The sequence below is a fragment of the Leifsonia virtsii genome, from assembly GCF_030433675.1.
GTDB classification, from domain to species: domain Bacteria; phylum Actinomycetota; class Actinomycetes; order Actinomycetales; family Microbacteriaceae; genus Leifsonia; species Leifsonia virtsii.
In genome coordinates this window covers 800,027-820,598 of the sequence record NZ_JAROCB010000001.1, presented here as the reverse complement: position 1 = coordinate 820,598, position 20,572 = coordinate 800,027, and the positions used below count along the sequence as shown (strand labels likewise).

Genomic DNA, 20,572 nt, shown 5'->3' with positions numbered 1-20,572 from the left:
CCGCCATGATGACCGAGCCGGGCGCCGTGCCCGGCGCCGCACCCGTCCCGCCCGGGCGTCCGACCCCGCGGCGGCGCTTCAAGGGACTGGGACTCGGGGTCTACGCGTTCCTCGCGCTCGCGTTCCTGCTCATCCCGATCGTCTACACGTTCGTGTTCTCGTTCAACGACGCGATCAAGAACAACATCGCCTGGCGCGGCTTCACCCTGCGCAACTGGACGAACGTCTGCGACGCCGCCGGCATCTGCGACGCGTTCATGGCCAGCATCATCATCGGCATCGTGTCGACGGTGATCGCGACGGTGCTCGGCACGATGATCGCGATCGCGCTGATGCGCTACCGGTTCCGCCTGCGGTCGCAGACCAGCCTGCTGCTGTTCCTGCCGATGGCGAGCCCGGAGGTCGTGCTCGGTGCGGGCCTCGCCGCGCAGTTCCTCAGCCTCGGCGTGAACAAGGGCTTCGGGACGATCATCATCGCCCACGTGATGTTCTGCATCAGCTTCGTGGTCGTGACGGTGAAGGCGCGCGTCGCGTCGCTGGACCCGGCGCTGGAGGAGGCGGGGCGCGACCTGTACGGGTCGCCGAACGCGGTGTTCTGGCGGATCACGTTCCCGCTGCTGCTGCCCGGCATCCTGTCGGCGGCGCTGCTGTCGTTCTCGCTCAGCTTCGACGACTTCATCATCACGAACTTCAACGCCGGGGCGGTGACCACGTTCCCGATGTACATCTACATCGCGGCGAGCCGCGGCATCCCGGCGCAGGCGAACGTGATCGCGAGCGCGGTGTTCATCCTCACCATCCTCGTGGTGCTGATCTCGCAGCTGACCGCCGCCGCCCGCGCCAAGCGCCTCGCCCGCCAGTAACCCCCCACCGTCGCTTCCTCACTTAATCCGGCCCTGAAGCCTGAAAAGGCGGATTAAGCGAGGAAGCGATGGGGGGCGGCGGAGGTCAGGCGTAGGAGGCGCGGATGGCGCCGACGGGGGCGCCGCGGCCGAGGACGGCCAGGTCGAGCTTCGGGGCCACACGGCCGACGTCGTCGTGCGTCAGCGCGCCGGCGTCGGCGAGCAGGCGCAGGGCGACGATGGATGCGGCCCGCAGGCTCCCGTCGAGCACCTTCAGCGTGACGGTGGTGCCGTCGGGCGCCGCCATGACCATGACGCCCTCCGCGCCGCCCTTGGTGAAGACGCCGAGCTCGTCGATGACGACCGTGTTCGCGCGTCCGGGGCCGTCGATCGCCCAGCCGTCGGCCAGCACGGCGTTCTTCAGCAGCGCTGCGTTGCGGAACAGCGCGAACGGCGAGCCGTCTGACGCCGTGGCGATCCGCTGGATGCCGCGCGCGAGCGCCAGCAGCGACATCGCGTGCACGGGCGCGCCGCAGCCGTCGACTCCGGTCGCGACGACCTTCTCGCCGGTCAGCCGCTCGACCGTGTCGCGGATGTGCTGCTGCATCGGGTGCGATGGGTCGAGGTAGCTCTCCGTCGGCCAGCCGTTGACCCGGCAGGCGAGGAGCATCGCGGCGTGCTTGCCCGAGCAGTTCATGTAGACGGGGTGCTTGTGCTCGCCCGCGCGGACCAGCTCGTCGCGCGCGGCCGTGTCGAGCGGCCAGTCGGCTGGGCAGCGGAGGGCGTCCTCCGTCAGCTGCGCCTGGGCCAGGATCTTGCGCACCACCGATAGGTGGGCCGGGGTGCCGCCGTGGCTGGCGGTCGCGAGCACGGCGCTCGCGCCCTCCAGCGGAACGCCTGCGCCCATCACGGCGACGGCCTGGAACGGCTTCATGCTCGACCGCGGGAACACCGGCCGCTCCGGCGCGCCCAGGGTGCGGAGGACGTCGCCCTCCGGCCCGAGCACGACGGCGGAGCCCGCGTGCCGCGACTCGACGAAGCCGCTCCGCTCGACCACCGCGAGCTCGACCGACTCGTCGACCGAGAACACCTGGGCGGTCACCGCGTCCTCCCCGCTCACAGGGCGGCGATGGCGTCGTCGATCACCGACACGGCGTCGGCGATGAGGGCGTCGGAGACCGCGAGGCTCGGCAGGAAGCGGAGCACGTTGCCCCAGGTGCCGGCGTTGAGGAACAGGATGCCCTGCTGCGCCGCCGCGGCGACGATCGCATTGACCGCCTCCGGGTTCGGCTCCTTCGTCGTCTGCGCGGTGCCGGGCTTCACGAGCTCGACGGCGATCATCGCGCCGATGCCGCGCACGTCGCCGATGATGTCGTACTTCTCCTGCAGCTTCTCGAGGGCCGGTTTGAGCGCCTTCTCGATGCGGCGCCCTTCCGCGAGGAGGTCGTTGCGCTCGATCGTCTCGAAGACGGCGATCGCGGCTGCAGCGGCGACGGGGTTGCCGCCGAAGGTGCCGCCGAGCCCGCCGGGCTGGGCGGCATCCATGATCTCGGCGCGGCCGGTGACCGCGGCCAGCGGCAGGCCGCCGGCGATGCCCTTGGCGCTGAGCACCAGGTCGGGCACGACGCCGAAGTGCTCGCTGGCGTAGAACGCGCCGGTGCGCGCCATGCCGCTCTGGATCTCGTCGGCGATGAAGACGACGCCGTTGGCCGTGCACCACTCCTGCAGCGCGGCCAGGTAGCCCTCCGCGGGGACGATGAAGCCGCCCTCGCCCTGGATCGGCTCGGCGACGAGGCAGGCCAGGTCGGACGCGCCGACGACCTTCTCCAGGTACGCGATGGTCCGGGCCGCCGCCTCGGCGCCGCTCAGGCCGTCGCGGTAGGGGTAGGAGTTGGGGGCGTGGTAGACGTCGCCGGCGAACGGGCCGAAGCCGGTCGCGTACGGCATGGCCTTGTAGTTCATCGCCATCGTGAGGTTGGTGCGGCCGTGGTAGGCGTGGTCGAGCACCGCGACGGCGCGACGGCCGGTGAACTTGCGGGCGATCTTGACGCCGTTCTCGACGGCCTCCGCGCCGGAGTTGACCAGCACGGTCTTCTTGGCGTGGTCGCCGGGGGTGTGCTCGGCGAGCAGCTCGGCGACCCGCACGTACTCCTCGTACGGCGTGATGGTGAAGAGGGTGTGGATGACGTCCTGCAGCTGACCGGCCGCGGCCTCCACGACCGCGGTCTCGGTGTGGCCGACCGTGGTCACGCCGATGCCCGCGCCGAAGTCGACGAACTGGTTGCCGTCCACATCCACCAGGATCGCGCCGTTCGCCTTGGCGATGTACACGGGCAGAGCCGAGGAGACGCCGGTCGGGATGACGGCCAGGCGTCGCTCGTGCAGCTCCTGCGACTTGGGGCCGGGGACGGCGGTGACGATGCGGCGTTCTTGTGGAACGGAGAAGACGGGCGCGGGGGTGCTCACGGTGTCAGTCATGGTGATCCGAGTCTAACCGGGGTGCGAGAATCGGAGCATGAAGCTCGAGCACGGGTACGCGATCGATCTGCAGTGGACCGGCAACCGCGGAGAGGGAACGAGTGGGTACAAGGCGTACGGCCGCGACCACGTCGTGAGCGCCGAGGGCAAGCATCCCATCGAGGGGTCCGCCGACCGCGTGTTCTTCGGCGACCGCGACCGCTGGAACCCGGAGGAGCTGCTGCTGGCCGCGCTCGCGCAGTGCCACATGCTCAGTTACCTGGCCGAGGCGGCCCGGGCGGGCCTCGTGGTGGTCGGCTACACGGATGCGGCCACCGGCACCATGGAGCAGACCGCCAACGGGGGCGGCCACTTCACCGAGGCGACCCTGCGCCCGCGGGTGACGATCGCCGATCCCGCGCAGCGCGAGCTCGCCGAGTCGTTGCACGCGCCGGCCGCCGAGAAGTGCTTCATCGCCGCGAGCGTCAACTTCCCCGTGCACCACGTTCCCGAGACGCTCACCCTCGCCTGACCTCTCCGTCCTCCATCGAGTCCGCGAAGACTGCACGCGACACGCCGTGCAGGCGTGCAGTCTTCGCGGACTCGGCGGTGGGGGGTCAGGCGCAGCCGAGGCGCGGGGAGTGCGCGGAGGGCGCCGCGGGGGCGGGGAGCTGCGGCGGCTCGGCGGCGGCCCAGCGCTGGATGGCGGCGCGCCAGCGGTCGTCTCGCGTGAGCGGCGCGGGCTGCTCGATGCCGGAGTCGCGCTGCGCCCGCAGCACGGCCGCCTCGTGCTCGCGCTCGGCGAGCTCGGACGTGGACAGGGACCAGAAGAACAGCGGATGCATGATAACCACCTATCTGCTTTGACAGGTTACAGGCTACAGTAACCCGCTAACGAGTTACAATGGTTATATGCGTACGAATGCGCCCGAGCTCGGCCCCGGTCTGCTGGTCGACTTCCTGAACACTCTCGATGTCGAGGACGACGCCGACCAGCTCGCCGACGATGCCGGACTCCGCCGCTGGGCCGGCGATCATGGCGTGGCCCCGGGGGAGCGGGTGCGCGCGCAGGAGCTGCGGGACGCGCTCCGCGAGATCGTCGACGGTGCCGAGGCGCCGCTGCCCGAGCTCTCGCTTCCCGTCTCGTCCGGACCGGGCGCGGTCGGCCTCACCGCCCGCACCGCGGCGGAGGCGGCCCTGGCGAGCGCGGTGGTCCTGCAGATCCAGGGAAAGCTCGCGCGCGTCCGCCTGTGCGGGGGAGAGGACTGCCGCTGGGCCTTCTACGACGAGTCGCGCAACGGCTCCCGCCAGTGGTGCAGCATGGGCGTCTGCGGCAACCGCCAGAAGGCCCGCACCTACCGCGCCAAGTCCCAGGCCCTCGAGGCCTGACCTGCGCCCGCGCCCGTTCGTGACGAATGGCCGCGATTCGTGACGAACAGCGTCCGTTCGTGACGAATCGCCGAGTGCGCCCGTCCCCGATTCGTCACGAATCGGGCGCATTCGTCACGAATGGCGCGCGTTCGTCACGAATGGCGCGCGTTCGTCACGAACCGTGACGGGCGCCGCGTCAGAGACGCTCGGGCCGCAGGGCGCGCTTGACGCGCTCGACCGCGCTCGCGGGCGGCGCCTCGTTGTACACGCCCGCCAGCTCCTGGCCGGTGAGGCCGTGGATGGCCGCCATGATCGCGTCCGTCGCCTGGCGCCGAGCGCGTCCCGACTCCGGCGGTCCGTAATGCGCCAGGTCGAGCGGCTCGCCGAACACGACGGTGATCCGGTGCGGCTTCGGGAACTTCGCTCCGACGGGCTGCATCTGGTCGGTGCCGATCAGCCCGACCGGCACGACGACGGCGCCGGTCGTCAGGGCGAGCCAGCCGATCCCGGTCCGGCCCTTGTACAGGCGGCCGTCGAGAGAGCGCGTGCCTTCGGGGTAGAGCGCGAAGGCGGCGCCGGTGTCGATGATCCGGCGCGACTGGTCGAGCGCCTCCTGTGCGGCGGCCCCCGCGCCGCGCTTGACCCCGACCGCGCCGATGGAGGTGAAGAAGGCGCGGGAGACGCGTCCCTTGAACCCGCTGCCTTCGAAGTAGCTCGACTTCGCGAGGAACTGCACACGCCGCGGGGCGGTCATCGGGATCACGACGGAGTCGATGAACGACAGGTGGTTGCTGGCCAGGATGACCTTGCCGTGCTTCGGGACGTTCCTGCGGCCGATCACTCGCGGCCGGTAGACGAGCTTCAGCAGCGGGGCCATGAGGATGCGGCCGGCGTAGTACAGCGCGCCGGGGCGCTGCAGCGCGGCGACGTCATCGTCGGGCTGGTCGATGCTCACGCTTCCGACAGTAGGCGAGGTCGTATTCCGGTCACGGCATGCGCCGATATCACGAGCGCAGCGGGGTGCCCTGGTCGCAGCCGAACCCGTCCCGGTAGACCAGGCAGCCGTCGACGAGGCCCGTGTAGCGGACCGACAGCGGCGACCCGAACCAGTCCGTGTACAGCCGGGAGAAGTTGAGGTTGCCGTACGCCGAGCAGTCGCCTCCCGGTCCCTTCGGCGCCTTCAACGTCGAGTCGTTCGGCTGGTACGGCGTGTAGTTGTAGAGGTTCGCCGTCGCCTGGTTGAGGATCGTGACCTCGCTCGACCCGCAGGCCGCATCCGGGTGGTACTGGATGCGGTTCAGCCCCACCTTGTAGCGCCAGTCGCCGGGGTGGACGGTGTACTCCCGGAACTGCCACGCCGCCCGGTACACCTGGTTGAAGAACCCGAAGTACCGCTTGTCGCACTCGGCCGTGTCGGGGCACGCGTACCCGGTCGCGCGTTCGTAGCCCTTCGCGCTGGGCGCGGTCAGCAGCGACTGCTCCTTCTGCAGCAGCACCAGCAGCACGCGCGGGCTGACCGTGCACGCCTCGGCGACCCGCGCGATGATGCTGCTGGCCGCCTCCTTCTTCCGTGCGGGTAGCGCCGTGCAGCGCTCGGCCGACGCGGGCTGCGCCGGCGAGTTCATCCGGAAGTCGGCCAGGCACGGCACGCCGTCCTTCGGGTGGCAGGAGCGGTCCTCCAGGAAGTGCTGGATCTGCCCGGCGGTCATCGCGTCCGGGTTGAAGAAGCTGTCGTCGCTGATGATGTAGCCGGGGTAGAAGGGCGTCGCCGGCTCCGCGACGGCGACCGCGGGCACCAGCGCGAGCGCAGCCGCGGCGGCGGTGGCCGCGGCGATCACGCGCAGGCGGGGGAGCCGCATCGGTGTGCCTTCCTCATGTGGCCGGGACGGTCGGGAGCGACGGTAGCGCGCCGGTCTGGGAGACCGGCTGTGCACTGGCCGGAATCGCCTGACAGTTCGTCAGCCCAGCCGGCCGAGCGCCTCCTCGAGCACGGTCGCCGCGTCGTCGATGAGCTCCTCGCTGATGACGACCGACGGCAGCAGGCGCAGCACGCTGTCCCAGCTGCCGGCGTCGAGCGGGATGACGCCGTTGCGCGTGGCATGGCCGAGCACGGCCTGCAGCGCCTCCGGGTTGGGGGTCTTCGTGCCGGGCTGGACCAACTCGATCCCGAACATCGCACCCTTGCCGCGCACCTCGCCGACGACCGGGAACCGGTCCGCCCAGTCGCCGATCCGCGCCCACAGCGCCTTCTCGACGCGGCGGGCCTCCGCCAGCAGGTCCTCATCCTCGAACGCCTGGAACACGGCGAGGGCGGCAGCGGTGGACACCGGGTTGCCGCCGAACGTGCCGCCGATGCCGCCGGGCTGCACCGCGTCCATGATCTCGGCGCGGCCGGTCACCGCGGCAAGCGGGAAGCCGCCCGCGATGCCCTTCGCGCTGGTGACGAGGTCGGGCACGACCCCGTGGTGCTCGATCGAGTACCAGGTGCCGGTGCGGCCGATGCCGGCCTGGATCTCGTCGGCGACGAACACGATCCCGTTCTCGGCGCAGAACTCGGCGAGGCGCGCGAAATAACCCGGCGCCGGGATGATGATGCCGCCGTCGCCCTGGATGGGCTCGACGAACAGGGCGGCCAGCTCGGTGGCGCCGATGTGGGTGCGGATGTAGTCGATGGTGCGCTCCGCGGCCTCCTCGCCGGTCATCCCCTCGGGGTCGCGGAACGGGTAGCTGATCGGGAGGCTGTAGATCTCGCCCGGGAACGGGCCCATCCCCGCGCGCTCCGGCCAGGGGCGGTACGTCATGGCCATCGTCAGGTTTGTGCGGCCGTGGAAGGCGTGGTCGAGCGTCGCGATGGCGCGGCGACCCGTGTACTTGCGGGCGATCTTGACCGCGTTCTCGACCGCCTCAGCGCCGGAGTTGACCAGGATGCTGTGCTTCTCGAAGTCGCCGGGCGTGATCTCTCCCAGCTTCTCGGCGACGGCGACGTAGTTCTCGTACGGGGTCACCGTGAACAGCGTGTGGGTGAGCTTGGCGGCCTGCTCCGCGGCGGCCGCGGCGACGGCCGGGTGCGCGTGCCCGATCGTGGTGACGCCGATCCCACAGCCCAGGTCGATCAGGCGGTTGCCGTCGACGTCGACCAGGATGGCGCCCGACCCGGACTCCATGTAGATGTTCGCGAGCGTGCCCGCGCCGCGGCTGACCGACGCGACCCGGCGCTGCTGCAGTTCGACCGACCGCGGGCCGGGCAGCTCGGTGACGAGGTGGCGGGACTGGGGCACGGAGAATTCGCGGGTCATGCCTTCCATCGTAGGCGGCGGATTCAGCCGACCCATTCCCCGCTGTCAGGTTCGCCTGAGCCGGATGGTGCAGGATGGACGACCGTGCGTACCTCTCTCAAGGCCCTGACCGCGACCGCGACCGCGGCCCTCCTCGTCTCGGGGCTCGCCGCGTGCAGCTCCGGCGAGCCGACCGCGTCCTCGACGCCCACCGCCGCGGCCGCGACCTGCCAGAACGTGAAGTCGGGCGCGACCTCGGACTCCGTGAAGGTGGCGGGCGACTTCGGCAAGACGCCGACCGTGACCTTCGGCAGCCCGCTGAAGGCGACGGACCTGGAACGCACCGTGGTCGTCAAAGGCACCGGCGCCGTGGTGAAGGCCGGGTCGAATGTGGACATCGCACTCGCCGCGTACAACGGGACCACCGGCAAGGAGCTCTCGGCGCAAGGGTTCGACGGGTCGGCAACGGCCATGCTCAAGGTCGACGACAAGGCCTTCGTGCCGGGCCTCGTGCGCGCCGTCGAGTGCCTGCCCCTTGGCTCCCGGGTGGTGCTGACCGGTCCTGCGGGCAGTGCCGTCGGGCAGCAGAACCTCGCGCAGCTGAACCTGACCGACAAGGACAGCATCGTGTTCGTCGCCGACCTGGTCGACCTGCCGCAGACGCGGGCGAACGGCAAGGCCGTGACGCCGCCGGCCGGCTTCCCGAAGGTCACGCTCGACGCGAAGACCGGCGAGCCGGACATCACGATCCCCAAGGCCGACCCGCCGAAGGAGACGAAGATCGCGGTGCTGAAGCAGGGCGACGGCGAGACCGTGCAGTCCGGCGACACGGTGACCGTGCAGTACAAGGGCGTCCTCTGGCGGAACGGCCAGATGTTCGACTCCAGCTGGAGCCGGGGCACTCCGGCCGCCTTCCAGACCACGCAGGTCGTGAAGGGCTTCCAGCAGGCGCTGGAAGGTCAGAAGGTCGGCTCGCAGGTGATCGCCATCGTCCCGCCCGCGGACGGCTACGGCGACAAGGGCTCCGGCGACATCAAGGCCACCGACACCATGGTGTTCGTCATCGACATCCTGAAGACGACCAGATAGACCCCGCGCGGGCCCTGCGTACGATGGCAACTGTGCGCAGAGTCATCATCCTCGGGTCCACCGGTTCGATCGGGACGCAGGCGCTCGACGTCATCGCGGCCAACCCCGACCGATTCCGCGTCGTCGGGCTGAGCGCCGGCCGCAACGCGGAGGAGCTGGCCGTGCAGGCGGAGCGGTTCGGCGTGGTCGACACGGCCCTCGGGGCGGACGATTCCGAGCTGCTGGTGCGGTCGGTGGAGGCGGACGTCGTGCTCAACGGCATCACCGGTTCCGTGGGTCTGGGCCCGACCCTCGCGGCGCTGGAGACCGGCGCTCTGCTCGCGCTGGCGAACAAGGAGTCGCTCATCGTCGGCGGCGGCCTGGTCAAGCGGGTTGCAGCGCCCGGCCAGATCGTTCCTGTCGACTCGGAGCACTCCGCCATCGCCCAGGCCCTCCGCGCGGGAGCGCCGGAGGAGGTCCGACGGCTCGTGCTCACCGCGTCCGGCGGTCCGTTCCGCGGACGGTCGCGCGACTCGCTGCGCGACGTCACCCCGCGGCAGGCGCTCGCCCACCCCACCTGGGACATGGGCCTCGTCGTCACCACCAACTCCTCGACCCTGGTGAACAAGGGGCTCGAGGTGATCGAGGCACACCTGCTCTTCGACGTGCCCTACGACCGGATCGACGTCACGGTGCACCCGCAGTCCGTCATCCACTCGATGGTGGAGTTCGTGGACGGCTCGACCATCGCGCAGGCCTCGCCGCCCGACATGCGCCTGCCGATCTCGCTCGGCCTCGGCTGGCCCGACCGGGTCGCCGGTGTCGGCGCGCCGCTGGACTGGTCGACGGCGCACACGTGGACGTTCGAGCCGCTCGACGACGAGGCGTTCCCGGCCGTGCGGCTCGCCAAGAAGGTGGGCATGGCGTCCGGCACCTACCCGGCCGTCTTCAACGCCGCGAACGAGCAGGCCGTCGCTGCCTTCCATGCCGGGGCGATCGGCTACCTCGACATCCTGGAGACGGTCGAGCGCGTTGTCGACGCGCACGTGCCATCGGGGGAGCTGACTCGCGAGTCACTGGTGCACGCGGAGGAGTGGGCGCGCCGCAAGGCGGACACCCTCATCGCGGCGCGCTGACCGCGGCGCGCTGACCGCGGCGCGCGGATCGCGTCGCGGATCGGGAAGCCTGACAGCGCTCGCATAGCGGTCACCCATGCGCTTCGCGGCCTGCTCCAAGGCATCCGCCGCTAGCCTGAGACCGTGGATTCCGTGCTCCTGTTCGTCCTCGGCGTCGTCATCATCCTGATCGGCGTCGCGCTGTCGATCGCGCTGCACGAGATCGGGCACCTGGTGCCGGCGAAGCTGTTCGGGGTCAAGGTCACCCAGTACATGATCGGGTTCGGCAAGACGCTGTTCTCGTTCCGCCGCGGCGAGACCGAGTACGGGGTCAAGGCGATCCCACTCGGCGGCTACATCTCCATGATCGGGATGTTCCCTCCCGGCAAGGAGGGCGGTCGCGGCCGCAACGCCACCACCGGTTTCATGCAGCAGATGGCGCAGGACGCCAGGACCGCCAGCGCCGAGACGGTCGCGGTCGGCGAGGAGGAGCGCACCTTCTACAAGCTGCCGGTGTGGAAGCGCATCATCATCATGTTCGGCGGCCCGTTCATGAACCTGGTCATCGGCGTGGTGCTGTTCGGCGTGCTCCTGATGGGCTTCGGTGCGCCGCAGAGCTCGACCACCGTCGCCACGGTCAGCCAGTGCGTGCTCCCGGCCGGGAGCACGAGCCAGACCTGCCCGAGCGACGCGAAGCAGGGCCCGGCGGCCGCGGCCGGCCTCAAGCCCGGCGACACGATCGTCAGCATCGACGGGCAGAAGATCAGCAGCTGGGACCAGTCGACCGCGATCATCCGCCAGTCGGCGGGCAAGACGCTCACCGTCGTGCTGAGCCGTGACGGCGCGGAGCGCACCGTCCAGCTCACGCCCGTCGTCAACAAGGTCGCCAAGACGGACGCCAACGGCACCGTCGTGAAGAACGCCGCGGGCGGCATCGAGACCCTCACGGTCGGGTTCGTCGGCATCGGCCCCGTGACGAAGCTGGTGCCGCAGCCGGCGACCGCGGTCCTCCCGGCGGTCGGCGCACAGACGGGCGCCGTCTTCAACGTCTTCCTGCACCTGCCGCAGCGCATGGTCGACGTCTGGAACGCCGCCTTCGGCTCCGCGGAGCGCGACCCGAACGGGCCGATCAGCGTGGTCGGGATCGGCCGGGCGGCGGGGGAACTGACCGCCCTCGACGGCGTGCCGGTGGTGGACAAGGTCTACACCATGATCGGCATGCTCGCGTCGCTCAACATCGCTCTGTTCGTCTTCAACCTCATCCCGCTGCTGCCGCTCGACGGCGGACACATCGCGGGTGCGCTCTGGGAAGGGCTGCGGCGCACGGTGGCGAAGATCTTCCGCCGTCGCGACCCCGGCCCCGTCGACATGGCGAAGCTCATGCCGCTCACGTTCGCGGTCGTGATCATCTTCGGCGGGATGAGCGTGCTGCTCATGTACGCGGACATCGTGAAGCCGGTCAACCTGTTCGGCTGACGTCCAGCCCGCTCCCACCCTGCCGCGTAGGATTGAGCCGTGGCAGCAATCAACCTGGGGATGCCCAAAGTCCCCGAAACCCTTAGCCCCCGTCGCAAGTCCCGCCAGATCCGCGTGGGCAAAGTCCTGGTCGGCGGCGACGCCCCCGTCAGCGTCCAGTCGATGACCACGACGCCGACCACCAACATCAACGCCACGCTCCAGCAGATCGCCGAGCTGACGGCCTCCGGCTGCGACATCGTCCGCGTCGCCGTGCCGAGCCGCGACGACGCCGAGGCGCTGCCGATCATCGCCAAGAAGAGCCAGATCCCGGTCATCGCCGACATCCACTTCCAGCCCAACTACGTCTATGCGGCGATCGACGCGGGTTGCGCCGCCGTCCGCGTGAACCCGGGCAACATCCGCAAGTTCGACGACCAGGTCGGCAAGATCGCCGCCTACGCGAAGGCTGCGGGCGTGTCCCTGCGCATCGGCGTCAACGCGGGATCGCTCGAGCCGAGCCTGCTCCAGAAGTACGGAAAGCCGACCGCGGAGGCGCTCGTCGAGAGCGCCGTCTGGGAGGCGAGCCTGTTCGAGGAGCACGACTTCCACGACTTCAAGATCTCGGTCAAGCACAACGACCCGATCGTCATGGTGAAGGCCTACCGCCAGCTCGCCGAGCGGGGCGACTGGCCCCTCCACCTCGGGGTCACCGAGGCGGGTCCGGCGTTCCAGGGCACCATCAAGTCCGCGACCGCGTTCGGCATCCTACTGTCCGAGGGCATCGGCGACACCATCCGCGTCTCGCTGTCGGCGCCGCCCGCGGAGGAGGTCAAGGTCGGCCTGCAGATCCTGCAGTCGCTGAACCTGCGCGAGCGCAAGCTCGAGATCGTCTCCTGCCCCAGCTGCGGCCGTGCTCAGGTCGACGTCTACTCGCTGGCCGACAGCGTCACGGAGGGCCTGCAGGGCATGAGCGTGCCGCTGCGCGTCGCGGTCATGGGCTGCGTCGTCAACGGCCCCGGCGAGGCGCGCGAGGCCGACCTCGGTGTCGCGAGCGGCAACGGCAAGGGCCAGATCTTCGTGAAGGGCGAGGTCATCAAGACCGTCCCCGAGTCGGAGATCGTCGCGACCCTGATCGCCGAGGCGAACCGCATCGCCGACGAGATGGGCGACCGGCCGTCGGGCGAGCCCACGGTCAGCGTCGGCGCGCACTGAAGTCCGCGCGCACTGAGGTCGGCGTGAGCTGAGGCCTGCGTGCTGTCGGCGCCGCGTGCGCCGTCAGCCCGCGACGGGCTCGAACGCGACCCGCCCGGTCGCGATGTCGGCGGCCGTCACGGTGAGGCGGATGCGGTCCGCGGGCTGCACGCCGTCCGGGCGCGGCGCCGACGCGCTGACCGCCGGATCGTCCAGCTGCACGAGCACGCCGCCGTTGCGCACCGCGAGCACGGTCGCATCCACGACCGTCCCGATCCGGGAGCTCAGCAGCGCCGCCTCGACGCGGTCGAGCGCGCCCGCGACGACCTGCGACGCGAGCCGCGACGAGTTCCCCATGATGGCCGGCAGCTCGCCGAGCGACGCGCGCGCCCACTCCGGGACCGGTGACCCGGAGCACAGTGCCTCGCAGATCACGAGGCCCCAGCGATCCACCAGGCGGCGCAGGGGAGCGGTGACGTGCGCGTACGGCGCGGCGATCGCCGACTGCTGGGGGTCGGCCGGCGCCTCGCCGTCCATGGCCACATAGCCCGCGCCGCGGAACAGCGCGGTCGCCGCCTGGAGCACCGCCGCGGCGCGCGGGTGATCGGCGTCCAGCGTGCGCAGGTACTCGCCGTACGGCACGCCCTCGAGCCACGGCAGGCCCAAGGCGACGGTCTGGATGCGGAACGCACGGAAGGCGTCCTCGTCCGGCGCCGGCATGGTGCGCAGGATGCCGATGCGCGCGTCGAGCATCATCTGCGCGGCGGCCATGCCGGTGAGGAGCGAGAGCTGCGCGTTCCACGACTCCACCGGCAGGACGGTGCGGCGCTCCAGCGTGTAGACGCCGTCGCGCACGACGACCTCCTCCTCCGGGGCGTTGAGGCTGGCGCCGCCGCGCTCCCGCTCGCAGGCGATGCGCGCCTCGCCGACCTCACGCAGCAGTCTCAGCTCTTCTGGCGCGCTCCCGTCGCCGATCGCGGCCTGCGCCTCGGCGTAGTCCCATTGCCGGCGGGAGCGGATGCGGGCCCGCGACACCGTGGCGCCGGTCGCATGGCCGTCGGCGCCGAGGCGGATGTCCCAGACGAACGCGGAGCGCTCGACGTCCGGGAGAAGGGAGGCCGCGTCCTCGCCGATCACGTCGGGGTGGAGGGGGATGCGGCCGTCGGGCGCGTAGACGGTCTGACCGCGGCGGCGGGCTTCTGCGTCCACGGCGCCCGCGGGCGTCACGAAGGCGGGGACGTCGGCGATCGCGTACCGCACGCGGTGGCCGTCTGCCGTGCGCTCCAGGTGCAGCGCCTGATCGAGGTCGGTCGAGCCGGCCGGGTCGATCGTGAGGAACGGCACGCCCGTGAGGTCGGTCTCCGGGAGCGGACGCCGTGCGGCCGCCTCGGCCGCCTCCGCCTCGACCGCCGGCGGGAAGGCGTCCGGCAGCCGCAGCTCACGGCGCAGGGCGGCGAGGGAGGCGGCGAGGGGCGCGGACGCCGGGGACGGGGCGACGTGGGCGCGGCGGTCGGGCATGCCGCCACCCTAGCCCGGTGCTCCGGCGACCCTCTCCGTCCACAGCCGGGCGGCCGCTCGAGTTGTCCACCGATCCCGTGCCCGCGTGGACGCCGCCGTTCCGCCCCATAAACTGGGTCGGTGCCTACACGCTTGACCAACTACTTCCTCCGCACCCTCCGTGAAGACCCCTCCGACGCCGAGGTGACCAGCCACCGGCTGCTCGTCCGCGCCGGCTACATCCGGCGCCAGGCGCCGGGCGTCTTCGCCTGGCTGCCGCTCGGGCTGCGGGTGAAGGAGAAGATCGAGCGCATCATCCGCGAGGAGATGACGGCCGCCGGCGCGCACGAGGTGCACTTCCCCGCCCTGCTGCCGCGCGAGCCCTACGAGGCGACCGGCCGGTGGGAGGAGTACGGTGACGCGCTGTTCCGCCTGCAGGACCGCAAGGGCGCCGACTACCTCCTGGCGCCGACGCACGAGGAGGTCTTCACGCTGCTCGTGAAAGACCTCTACTCGTCGTACAAAGACCTGCCGCTGACGATCTTCCAGATCCAGGACAAGTACCGCGACGAGGCCCGCCCGCGCGCCGGTCTGCTGCGCGGCCGCGAGTTCACGATGAAGGACGCGTACTCGTTCGACTACACCGACGAAGGGCTCGACTCGAGCTATCTGGCCCAGCGCGACGCCTATGAGCGCATCTTCACGCGGCTCGGGCTCTCCTATGTGATCGTCCAGGCCGACGCGGGCGCCATGGGCGGCTCGCGGTCGGAGGAGTTCCTGCACCCCACGCCGGTCGGCGAGGACACGTTCGTGCGCTCGCCCGGCGGGTACGCCGCCAACGTGGAGGCCTTCACCACCCTCGCGCCGCCCGCGCGCTCGTACGAGAAGCTGACGCCGCAGGAGGTGCTCGACACTCCCGGCACCCCCACCATCGCGACGCTGGTCGAGCTCGCCAACGAGAAGCACCCTCGTCCCGACGGCCGCTCCTGGACGGCGGCGGACACGCTCAAGAACGTCGTGCTCGCCCTGACCAACCTCGATGGCACGCGGGAGCTCGTCGTCGTCGGGCTGCCCGGCGACCGCGAGGTCGACCTCAAGCGTGCGGAGGTCGCCTTCGCGCCGGCCGAGGTCGACGCGGCCACCGACGAGGACTTCGCGAAGCACCCAGGCCTCGTGAAGGGCTACATCGGTCCCTGGTCGCCCGAGGGCGCCGTGCTTGGCGAGGAGTCGGCCACCGGCATCCGCTACGTCGTCGACCCGCGCGTGGTCGACGGCTCCGGCTGGATCACGGGAGCGAACACCGAGGGCAAGCACGTCTTCGGTCTGGTCGCCGGTCGCGACTTCGGCTGGGACGGCGTGGTCGAGGTCGCCGAGGTCAAGCCGGGCGATCCCGCGCCCGACGGGTCCGGTCCCGTCGAGCTGGCCCGCGGCATGGAGATCGGGCACGTCTTCCAGCTCGGCCGCAAGTACGCGGAGGCGCTCGGTCTGAAGGTGCTCGACGAGAACGGCAAGCTCGTCACGGTCACCATGGGCTCCTACGGCATCGGCGTCACCCGCATCCTCGCGATCATCGCCGAGGAGAACAACGACGACCGGGGTCTCGTCTGGCCGGAGTCCGTCGCGCCCTTCGACGTGCACGTGGTGGCCACCGGCCGCGACGACGCTGCGTACGAGCTGGCCGAGGAGATCATCGCGCAGCTGGAGGACGCCCGTCTCGACGTGCTCTACGACGACCGCCCCAAGGTGTCGCCGGGCGTCAAGTTCGGCGACGCCGAGCTGATCGGCGTCCCGCGCGTGCTCGTGGTGGGCCGCGGGGCCGCGCAGGGCGAGGTCGAGCTGTGGAACCGCCGCACCGGCGACCGGCGCACGCTGTCGGTCGCGGAGGCGGTTGCGGAGCTCACCGCGTAGCGCGCGTCGAGGGTCCGGTCAGGCCGTCGAAGCGTCGTCGCCGGCGATCTCGACGTGGACGCGACGGAGATCCTCCACGAGGGAGCCGATCAGCACCCAGTGGCGCGGGTCCGGGGTGGCGACGGTCAGCGGCGCCGTCAGCACCGGTACTCCCGCCGTCTCGGTGCCGGGCTCGACGACGGGCTCGTCCGGGTCACGCGCCAGCAGTCGCAGGTCGTGGGCGGCGCGGTGCAGCTCGTCGGCGATCGCGTGGATGGTCGGCTCGGCCGCGAGGCTGTCGTCGTAGTGGTCGTGGTACGCGCGGGTCATCCCGATCGTGCGGTTGATCAGCGGCCGCAACCGTTCGAACAACTGCTGGTCGTGCTCCAGGTACACGCGGTGCTTGCGCTGCCGCGGGTTCAGCGACAGGCTCTCGTCGGCCGCCGTCAGCGCGCTCTGCGCCTTGGCCTCCATCGGCCGCAGCAGGCGCGCCTCGATGAGGAGCGCGTCCAGCTCGGCCCGGGTGTGCTCGGTCGTCAGCGCCGACCCCAGGCGGTCGAGGGTGGACGCGAGCTCGGCCCCGAGCGCCACCACCGCCTGCCGGGCGGGCGCCGTCAGCACCGGCGGCACGATCGCCACGTTCACGACGACGCCGATCGCCGCGCCGAGCACCGTCTCCACGATGCGGGCGAGCGCGTACTGCGGGTCGGATGCGCCGATCGCGAGCACCAGCATCGCCGTGATGGGCACCTGATTCGCGGTGCCGGGCGTCAGCTTCAGCGCCCACGCGAGCAGCACGGAGACGACGACCGCGAGCAGCACGATCCAGCTGTTCGTCCCGAACGCCAGGCCGATCAGGTAGGCGACCACCACGCCGACGATGACGCCGATCGAACGTTCGATGGCGCGCCCGACGGACTGGTTCACGCTCGGCTGCACCACCAGCAGCGCCGCGATGGTCGCGAACACGGGCAGCTCGCCGTGCACGAACAGGCTCGCGGCGGCCCACGCGAGGATCATCGCGACGGCGGTCTTCACGACCTGCAGGAACGGCGCGCGCGAGCTCGCCCGGATGGTCTTCGGGAGGGCGATCGCGGCGGGGAGCCGGCGTGCGGTCGAGCTGTTGCGTGCCACCCCTCAACGCTACCCGGCGCGGTCAGCCCGCCGCGTACCGGGCGTACGCCGTCGCTGCGCGATCGAGCCGCGTGCGCCGCGCCGCACTGAGCTCGCCGAACGGTTGCGGCACCGCGCGGCCGTTGTCGCGGCGCCAGGTGCCGACGACGCGGCCGCCGGCGACGATGATCGGCTGGAAGACGCCGTTGCCGCCGGGCACGATGAGCTCGAAGTGACCCTCGTCGAGGATGGGGGAGCGGTCCTGGTAGCCGAGCAGGTACTCGTCGAAGGCGGGCAGCAGCTGCACCGCCTCCCTCTCCGCTCGCGTCGCCGGTGTGGCCGCCGCACGGTCGGCGAGCTCGGCGGTCACGAGATACTCGACGCCGTCGACCTCCAGCATGGTGAGTGCATCGCCGAGGACAGCGCGGGCCGTCTTCGCGCCGCCGACGGTCCCCTTGATCCACCAGACGAAGTCGCGCACGGTGGCGGGGCCGTGGCCTGCCAGGTAGCGAAAGAGGTACCGGGAGATCGCCTCGTCGGGATCCAGCGGAGGCGGCGCAGGAGCCCATTCGTCGAGCAGCACCAGCGCCTGCGACGGGTTGCCGTTCCCCGCGAACACGACCGGGCCCCAGCAGAGCAGTCCCGTCTGGGCCAGGTAGTAGATCAGGTGGTATCCGCGCTGGCCGGTCGTCGCGATGCCCGCCCGCTCCCAGACCTCCATCAGATTGGCGCGGCCGATGCTGCGACCGCCGGACAACACCCCCGTCACCACGTCGGCGGCGTGGGCGAAGTCGGCCGCGGTCAGCCCCAGCTGCTCCTGACGGCGCCCGAGGCCCGCGAGGAGCCGGTCCGTGGTGACCGAGAGCATCCAGCGCAGGTCCTCCGGCGGGACGAAGTGCAGCGTGCCGCGCATCGGCCACGAGCGGATGACCGTGCCAGTATCGAGCGCGGCCAGCACGTCGGACTGCCGCGCGCCCTCGGAGCGCAGGGCCAGCGCCCAGCAGCCCGCCGCGAAGTCCTGGCCCTGCACGGCGAGCATCCGGCGCGCCACGGCGGCAGGGTCCGGCTCGCGCGGGCCGTCGATCGCCTGCGCGAGTCGGCGCATCCGGAGCAGGTCGTCGCGGCTGGCTCGCATGGGGCCATCCTGGCAGGTCCCACCGACACCGCTGCGCGGTGCTGTCGCTAGGGGAGCAGACCCAGCTCTCCGAGCTGCTCGCTCAGCCCGGCCCCGTCGGGTGCGTAGACCCACGGCGCCCCCGACAGCTCGCTGTGCTTCTGCGCCTTCGAGCGGCCGCCGGCGAGCACCGCCTCGCCGCTGGAGAGCTGGCGGATGGCCACGGCCGAGACGTTCTCCGGGTGCGCGACCGTGAATTCGCCGTACAGGTCTTCGTCGTGCTGCCCGTCGTCGCCGATCAGCAGCCATTTCAGCCCGGGGAACTCCTGGGCCAGCCGCTCGAGGCTGGTGCGCTTGTGCTCCCGTCCGCTGCGGAACCAGCGGTCGTGCGTGGGCCCCCAGTCCGTCAGGAGCAGCGGGCCGGCGGGGAAGAGGTTGCGCGAGAGGAACCGGCTCAACGTCGGCGCGACGTTCCACGCACCGGTCGAGAGATAGATCACCGGCGTTCCGGGATGCGTGGAGGCGAGCCGCTCGAGCAGCACGGCCATGCCGGGCGTGGGCACGCGGGCGTGCTCGTCGAGCACGAAGGTGTTCCAGGCGGCCAGCAGCGGGCGCGGCAGGGCGGTCACCATGACGGTGTCGTCCACATCCGAGATCACGCCGAAGGTCGCCTTGGGGTCGACCACGAAGACGGGCGCCTCGAAGACGCGCGTCGACTCCGCGGTCGAGAGCCGCACGGTGTGCCAGCCGGGGGTGAGCTGCACCGGGATGACCGTGTCGATGACCCCGCCGCGGTCGGTGACGACCTCGTGGCGGTCGCCCTCGATCTCCACGGTCACGGTGGTCTGGGCGAGCGGGACGCTGACGAACGAGCGCCAGCCGCGGATGGACTCCTCGCGCTTGCGGTGCAGCCGCTCGGCGCGGGACCCGGGGCGCGGGTCCTTGGCCAGAACGACCCGGCCGAGGATGCGCACCCAGCTGGGCGCGCCGTAGCCGGTGTAGGGCACCACCGTCGCAAGGAAGCCCCGCTTGCGGGCCCGCCTGGCTCGGAACTCGTGGAAGGCGTCCTCGATGCGCGCGGCCCGATGCATGATCGGCTCGACCGCTGCGCCGCGGCGTGAGGGGGAGTCGCCGGAGACGGGCTCGTGGCGCGATTCGGGGGAGGGCATCTGATGTATTTTCTCATGGAGTGGAGGCGGTCACGAATGCATCCCCCAGATCTGGGGGACTTTTCTGCGGCGCGTCGCAGGGTAATGCCCAGCGGAAGTGAGGTTTCCACGAATATGATTCACGGGAAGCGCGACGCACGGCGTCGCAGGGCTGGGGACCCGCACCACCACTTGTACGACTAGAGAAGGAGTCGCCCTCGTGCCCATCAATGATCTGGTCGCCGGACAGAGCACCGTCGGAGCTCCGCTCGTCCGCACGGAACCCATCCAGGAGCGCAGCGCCGCCCGGATCGACGCCCTGCTCGACGCTGCCGCCGCCGTCGTCGACGAGATCGGATTCGACCGCCTCACTACCGCAATGGTCGCCGAGCGCGCCGGTGCGTCCATCGGAACCGTCTACCGCTACTTCCCCGACCGCATCGTGCTGCTCCAGGCCCTGCGCGACCGCGCGCTGCTGCGCTACCGCCGCTCGGTGGTGGAGGCCATCGACGCCCAGTCGCCGGCGCACTGGTGGAACGCGGTCGAGTGCGCCATCGACGCCTTCGTCGGCATGTTCCGCACCGAGCCGGGCTTCCGCATCATCCGCTTCACCGACGTCGAGCGCGCCGGGGTCCCGGAGGACGAGGTCGTCCGTCCCGTCAGCTTCGCCCAGCAGTTCGCCGACATCCTGTCCGACGAGTACGGCCTGCCCTCGGGCGAGGAGCTGTCCTTCCGGCTCGAGGTCGTCGTCGAGATCATGGACTCCCTGATCAACCGCGCCTTCGTCGAGGACCCGGAGGGCGACGAGCGCTTCATCGGGGAGGCGCGCACGGTGGCCCGCGAGTACCTCGAGCGGCGGTTCGGCGACAGCGCCTGACCCGTCGGCGCCCCGAACCATCCGCGCGAAACGGGAATGTCGGTGGTCGGTGGCAGGTTGGCATCCACACGGGCGAGCGCTCCGAACAGAGGGCGTAGGCAGCTCAGACGATCGGGAGACCGGGGCCGCCACCGAACGCCACGAGACCGAAGGGGGGCC

At 71.1% G+C, this 20,572-nt stretch carries 19 protein-coding genes; 9 read left to right on the top strand and 10 right to left on the bottom strand.

Features of this window, described 5'->3' with window-relative positions; all coding sequences use genetic code 11:
• The first annotated feature begins 5 nt into the window (after positions 1–5).
• On the top strand, positions 6–863 hold the full coding sequence (locus P5G59_RS04000; RefSeq protein WP_435871241.1) for an ABC transporter permease: 858 nt from the start codon (positions 6–8) through the stop codon (positions 861–863).
• 85 nt (positions 864–948) lie between these two features.
• On the opposite strand, the gene P5G59_RS03995 is transcribed toward P5G59_RS04000, so the two are convergent.
• Entirely contained in the window at positions 949–1,962 is a 1,014-nt protein-coding gene (locus tag P5G59_RS03995) for an asparaginase (RefSeq protein WP_301216221.1), read from the bottom strand.
• Positions 1,959–3,320: a 4-aminobutyrate--2-oxoglutarate transaminase gene (gabT, locus tag P5G59_RS03990; RefSeq protein WP_301216219.1), complete on the bottom strand. Its 1,362-nt coding sequence runs from the start codon at positions 3,318–3,320 to the stop codon at positions 1,959–1,961. The genes P5G59_RS03995 and gabT overlap by 4 nt, the downstream gene beginning before the upstream one ends.
• Before the next feature lie 37 nt (positions 3,321–3,357).
• Between gabT and P5G59_RS03985 the strand changes: the two genes are divergently transcribed.
• Positions 3,358–3,831, top strand: coding sequence for an OsmC family protein (locus P5G59_RS03985; protein WP_301216217.1), 474 nt, complete (start codon positions 3,358–3,360; stop codon positions 3,829–3,831).
• 85 nt (positions 3,832–3,916) lie between these two features.
• Here the strand turns inward: P5G59_RS03985 and P5G59_RS03980 are convergent, their stop codons facing one another.
• Positions 3,917–4,144: a hypothetical protein gene (locus P5G59_RS03980; RefSeq protein ID WP_301216215.1), complete on the bottom strand. Its 228-nt coding sequence runs from the start codon at positions 4,142–4,144 to the stop codon at positions 3,917–3,919.
• Positions 4,145–4,211: 67 nt separating this feature from the next.
• Between P5G59_RS03980 and P5G59_RS03975 the strand changes: the two genes are divergently transcribed.
• Positions 4,212–4,688, top strand: a complete 477-nt coding sequence (locus P5G59_RS03975) for a CGNR zinc finger domain-containing protein (protein WP_301216213.1) — start codon at positions 4,212–4,214, stop codon at positions 4,686–4,688.
• Between the two features lie 178 nt (positions 4,689–4,866).
• Here P5G59_RS03975 and P5G59_RS03970 read toward each other — a convergent pair whose 3' ends face one another.
• The 3 genes from P5G59_RS03970 to P5G59_RS03960 form a co-directional block, all read right to left on the bottom strand.
• Positions 4,867–5,625 carry a lysophospholipid acyltransferase family protein gene (locus P5G59_RS03970; RefSeq protein WP_301216211.1) on the bottom strand — a complete coding sequence of 253 codons (759 nt, stop codon included), beginning with the start codon at positions 5,623–5,625 and terminating at the stop codon, positions 4,867–4,869.
• A 49-nt stretch (positions 5,626–5,674) separates the two neighbouring features.
• A complete protein-coding gene (locus P5G59_RS03965; RefSeq protein WP_301216209.1) occupies positions 5,675–6,529 on the bottom strand; it encodes a hypothetical protein in 855 nt (284 codons plus the stop codon).
• Between the two features lie 99 nt (positions 6,530–6,628).
• Positions 6,629–7,975, bottom strand: a complete 1,347-nt coding sequence (locus tag P5G59_RS03960) for an aminotransferase class III-fold pyridoxal phosphate-dependent enzyme (protein WP_301216207.1) — start codon at positions 7,973–7,975, stop codon at positions 6,629–6,631.
• Positions 7,976–8,050: 75 nt separating this feature from the next.
• Between P5G59_RS03960 and P5G59_RS03955 the strand changes: the two genes are divergently transcribed.
• The 4 genes from P5G59_RS03955 (at position 8,051) to ispG (ending at position 12,798) form a co-directional block, all read left to right on the top strand.
• A complete protein-coding gene (locus tag P5G59_RS03955; RefSeq protein ID WP_301216205.1) occupies positions 8,051–9,034 on the top strand; it encodes an FKBP-type peptidyl-prolyl cis-trans isomerase in 984 nt (327 codons plus the stop codon).
• Positions 9,035–9,057: 23 nt separating this feature from the next.
• Positions 9,058–10,149 (top strand): 1-deoxy-D-xylulose-5-phosphate reductoisomerase, encoded by a 1,092-nt coding sequence (locus P5G59_RS03950; RefSeq protein WP_301216203.1) that lies wholly within the window; start codon positions 9,058–9,060, stop codon positions 10,147–10,149.
• 132 nt (positions 10,150–10,281) lie between these two features.
• Positions 10,282–11,604 carry a M50 family metallopeptidase gene (locus P5G59_RS03945; protein WP_301217003.1) on the top strand — a complete coding sequence of 441 codons (1,323 nt, stop codon included), beginning with the start codon at positions 10,282–10,284 and terminating at the stop codon, positions 11,602–11,604.
• A gap of 60 nt (positions 11,605–11,664) precedes the next feature.
• Positions 11,665–12,798 (top strand): flavodoxin-dependent (E)-4-hydroxy-3-methylbut-2-enyl-diphosphate synthase, encoded by a 1,134-nt coding sequence (gene ispG, locus P5G59_RS03940; protein ID WP_301217001.1) that lies wholly within the window; start codon positions 11,665–11,667, stop codon positions 12,796–12,798.
• Between the two features lie 63 nt (positions 12,799–12,861).
• Here the strand turns inward: ispG and P5G59_RS03935 are convergent, their stop codons facing one another.
• Positions 12,862–14,295, bottom strand: coding sequence for an RNB domain-containing ribonuclease (locus P5G59_RS03935; protein WP_301216201.1), 1,434 nt, complete (start codon positions 14,293–14,295; stop codon positions 12,862–12,864).
• Positions 14,296–14,415: 120 nt separating this feature from the next.
• Between P5G59_RS03935 and P5G59_RS03930 the strand changes: the two genes are divergently transcribed.
• On the top strand, positions 14,416–16,182 hold the full coding sequence (locus P5G59_RS03930; protein WP_301216198.1) for a proline--tRNA ligase: 1,767 nt from the start codon (positions 14,416–14,418) through the stop codon (positions 16,180–16,182).
• Between the two features lie 18 nt (positions 16,183–16,200).
• Here P5G59_RS03930 and P5G59_RS03925 read toward each other — a convergent pair whose 3' ends face one another.
• Genes P5G59_RS03925 through P5G59_RS03915 form a run of 3 tightly spaced genes read right to left on the bottom strand, consistent with a single transcriptional unit; the run spans position 16,201 to position 19,557 of the window.
• Complete coding sequence (locus P5G59_RS03925; RefSeq protein WP_301216196.1) at positions 16,201–17,295, bottom strand: FUSC family protein; 1,095 nt, start codon at positions 17,293–17,295, stop codon at positions 16,201–16,203.
• Between the two features lie 22 nt (positions 17,296–17,317).
• Positions 17,318–18,409, bottom strand: coding sequence for a winged helix DNA-binding domain-containing protein (locus P5G59_RS03920; RefSeq protein ID WP_301216194.1), 1,092 nt, complete (start codon positions 18,407–18,409; stop codon positions 17,318–17,320).
• A gap of 47 nt (positions 18,410–18,456) precedes the next feature.
• Positions 18,457–19,557 (bottom strand): App1 family protein phosphatidate phosphatase, encoded by a 1,101-nt coding sequence (locus P5G59_RS03915; protein WP_301216192.1) that lies wholly within the window; start codon positions 19,555–19,557, stop codon positions 18,457–18,459.
• A 199-nt stretch (positions 19,558–19,756) separates the two neighbouring features.
• On the opposite strand from P5G59_RS03915, the gene P5G59_RS03910 reads away from it, so the two are divergent.
• Positions 19,757–20,413 (top strand): TetR/AcrR family transcriptional regulator, encoded by a 657-nt coding sequence (locus P5G59_RS03910; RefSeq protein ID WP_301216190.1) that lies wholly within the window; start codon positions 19,757–19,759, stop codon positions 20,411–20,413.
• Positions 20,414–20,572: the final 159 nt, after the last annotated feature.

Bases quoted from the DNA above. Each gene is read 5' to 3' on its own strand.
- P5G59_RS04000 (WP_435871241.1), top strand. From the start codon at position 6: ATGATGACCGAGCCGGGCGCCGTGCCCGGCGCCGCACCCGTCCCGCCC.
- gabT (WP_301216219.1), bottom strand. From the start codon at position 3,320: ATGACTGACACCGTGAGCACCCCCGCGCCCGTCTTCTCCGTTCCACAA.
- P5G59_RS03985 (WP_301216217.1), top strand. From the start codon at position 3,358: ATGAAGCTCGAGCACGGGTACGCGATCGATCTGCAGTGGACCGGCAAC.
- P5G59_RS03980 (WP_301216215.1), bottom strand. From the start codon at position 4,144: ATGCATCCGCTGTTCTTCTGGTCCCTGTCCACGTCCGAGCTCGCCGAG.
- P5G59_RS03975 (WP_301216213.1), top strand. From the start codon at position 4,212: ATGCGTACGAATGCGCCCGAGCTCGGCCCCGGTCTGCTGGTCGACTTC.
- P5G59_RS03965 (WP_301216209.1), bottom strand. From the start codon at position 6,529: ATGCGGCTCCCCCGCCTGCGCGTGATCGCCGCGGCCACCGCCGCCGCG.
- P5G59_RS03960 (WP_301216207.1), bottom strand. From the start codon at position 7,975: ATGGAAGGCATGACCCGCGAATTCTCCGTGCCCCAGTCCCGCCACCTC.
- P5G59_RS03950 (WP_301216203.1), top strand. From the start codon at position 9,058: ATGGCAACTGTGCGCAGAGTCATCATCCTCGGGTCCACCGGTTCGATC.
- ispG (WP_301217001.1), top strand. From the start codon at position 11,665: ATGCCCAAAGTCCCCGAAACCCTTAGCCCCCGTCGCAAGTCCCGCCAG.
- P5G59_RS03935 (WP_301216201.1), bottom strand. From the start codon at position 14,295: ATGCCCGACCGCCGCGCCCACGTCGCCCCGTCCCCGGCGTCCGCGCCC.
- P5G59_RS03920 (WP_301216194.1), bottom strand. From the start codon at position 18,409: ATGCGAGCCAGCCGCGACGACCTGCTCCGGATGCGCCGACTCGCGCAG.
- P5G59_RS03915 (WP_301216192.1), bottom strand. From the start codon at position 19,557: ATGCCCTCCCCCGAATCGCGCCACGAGCCCGTCTCCGGCGACTCCCCC.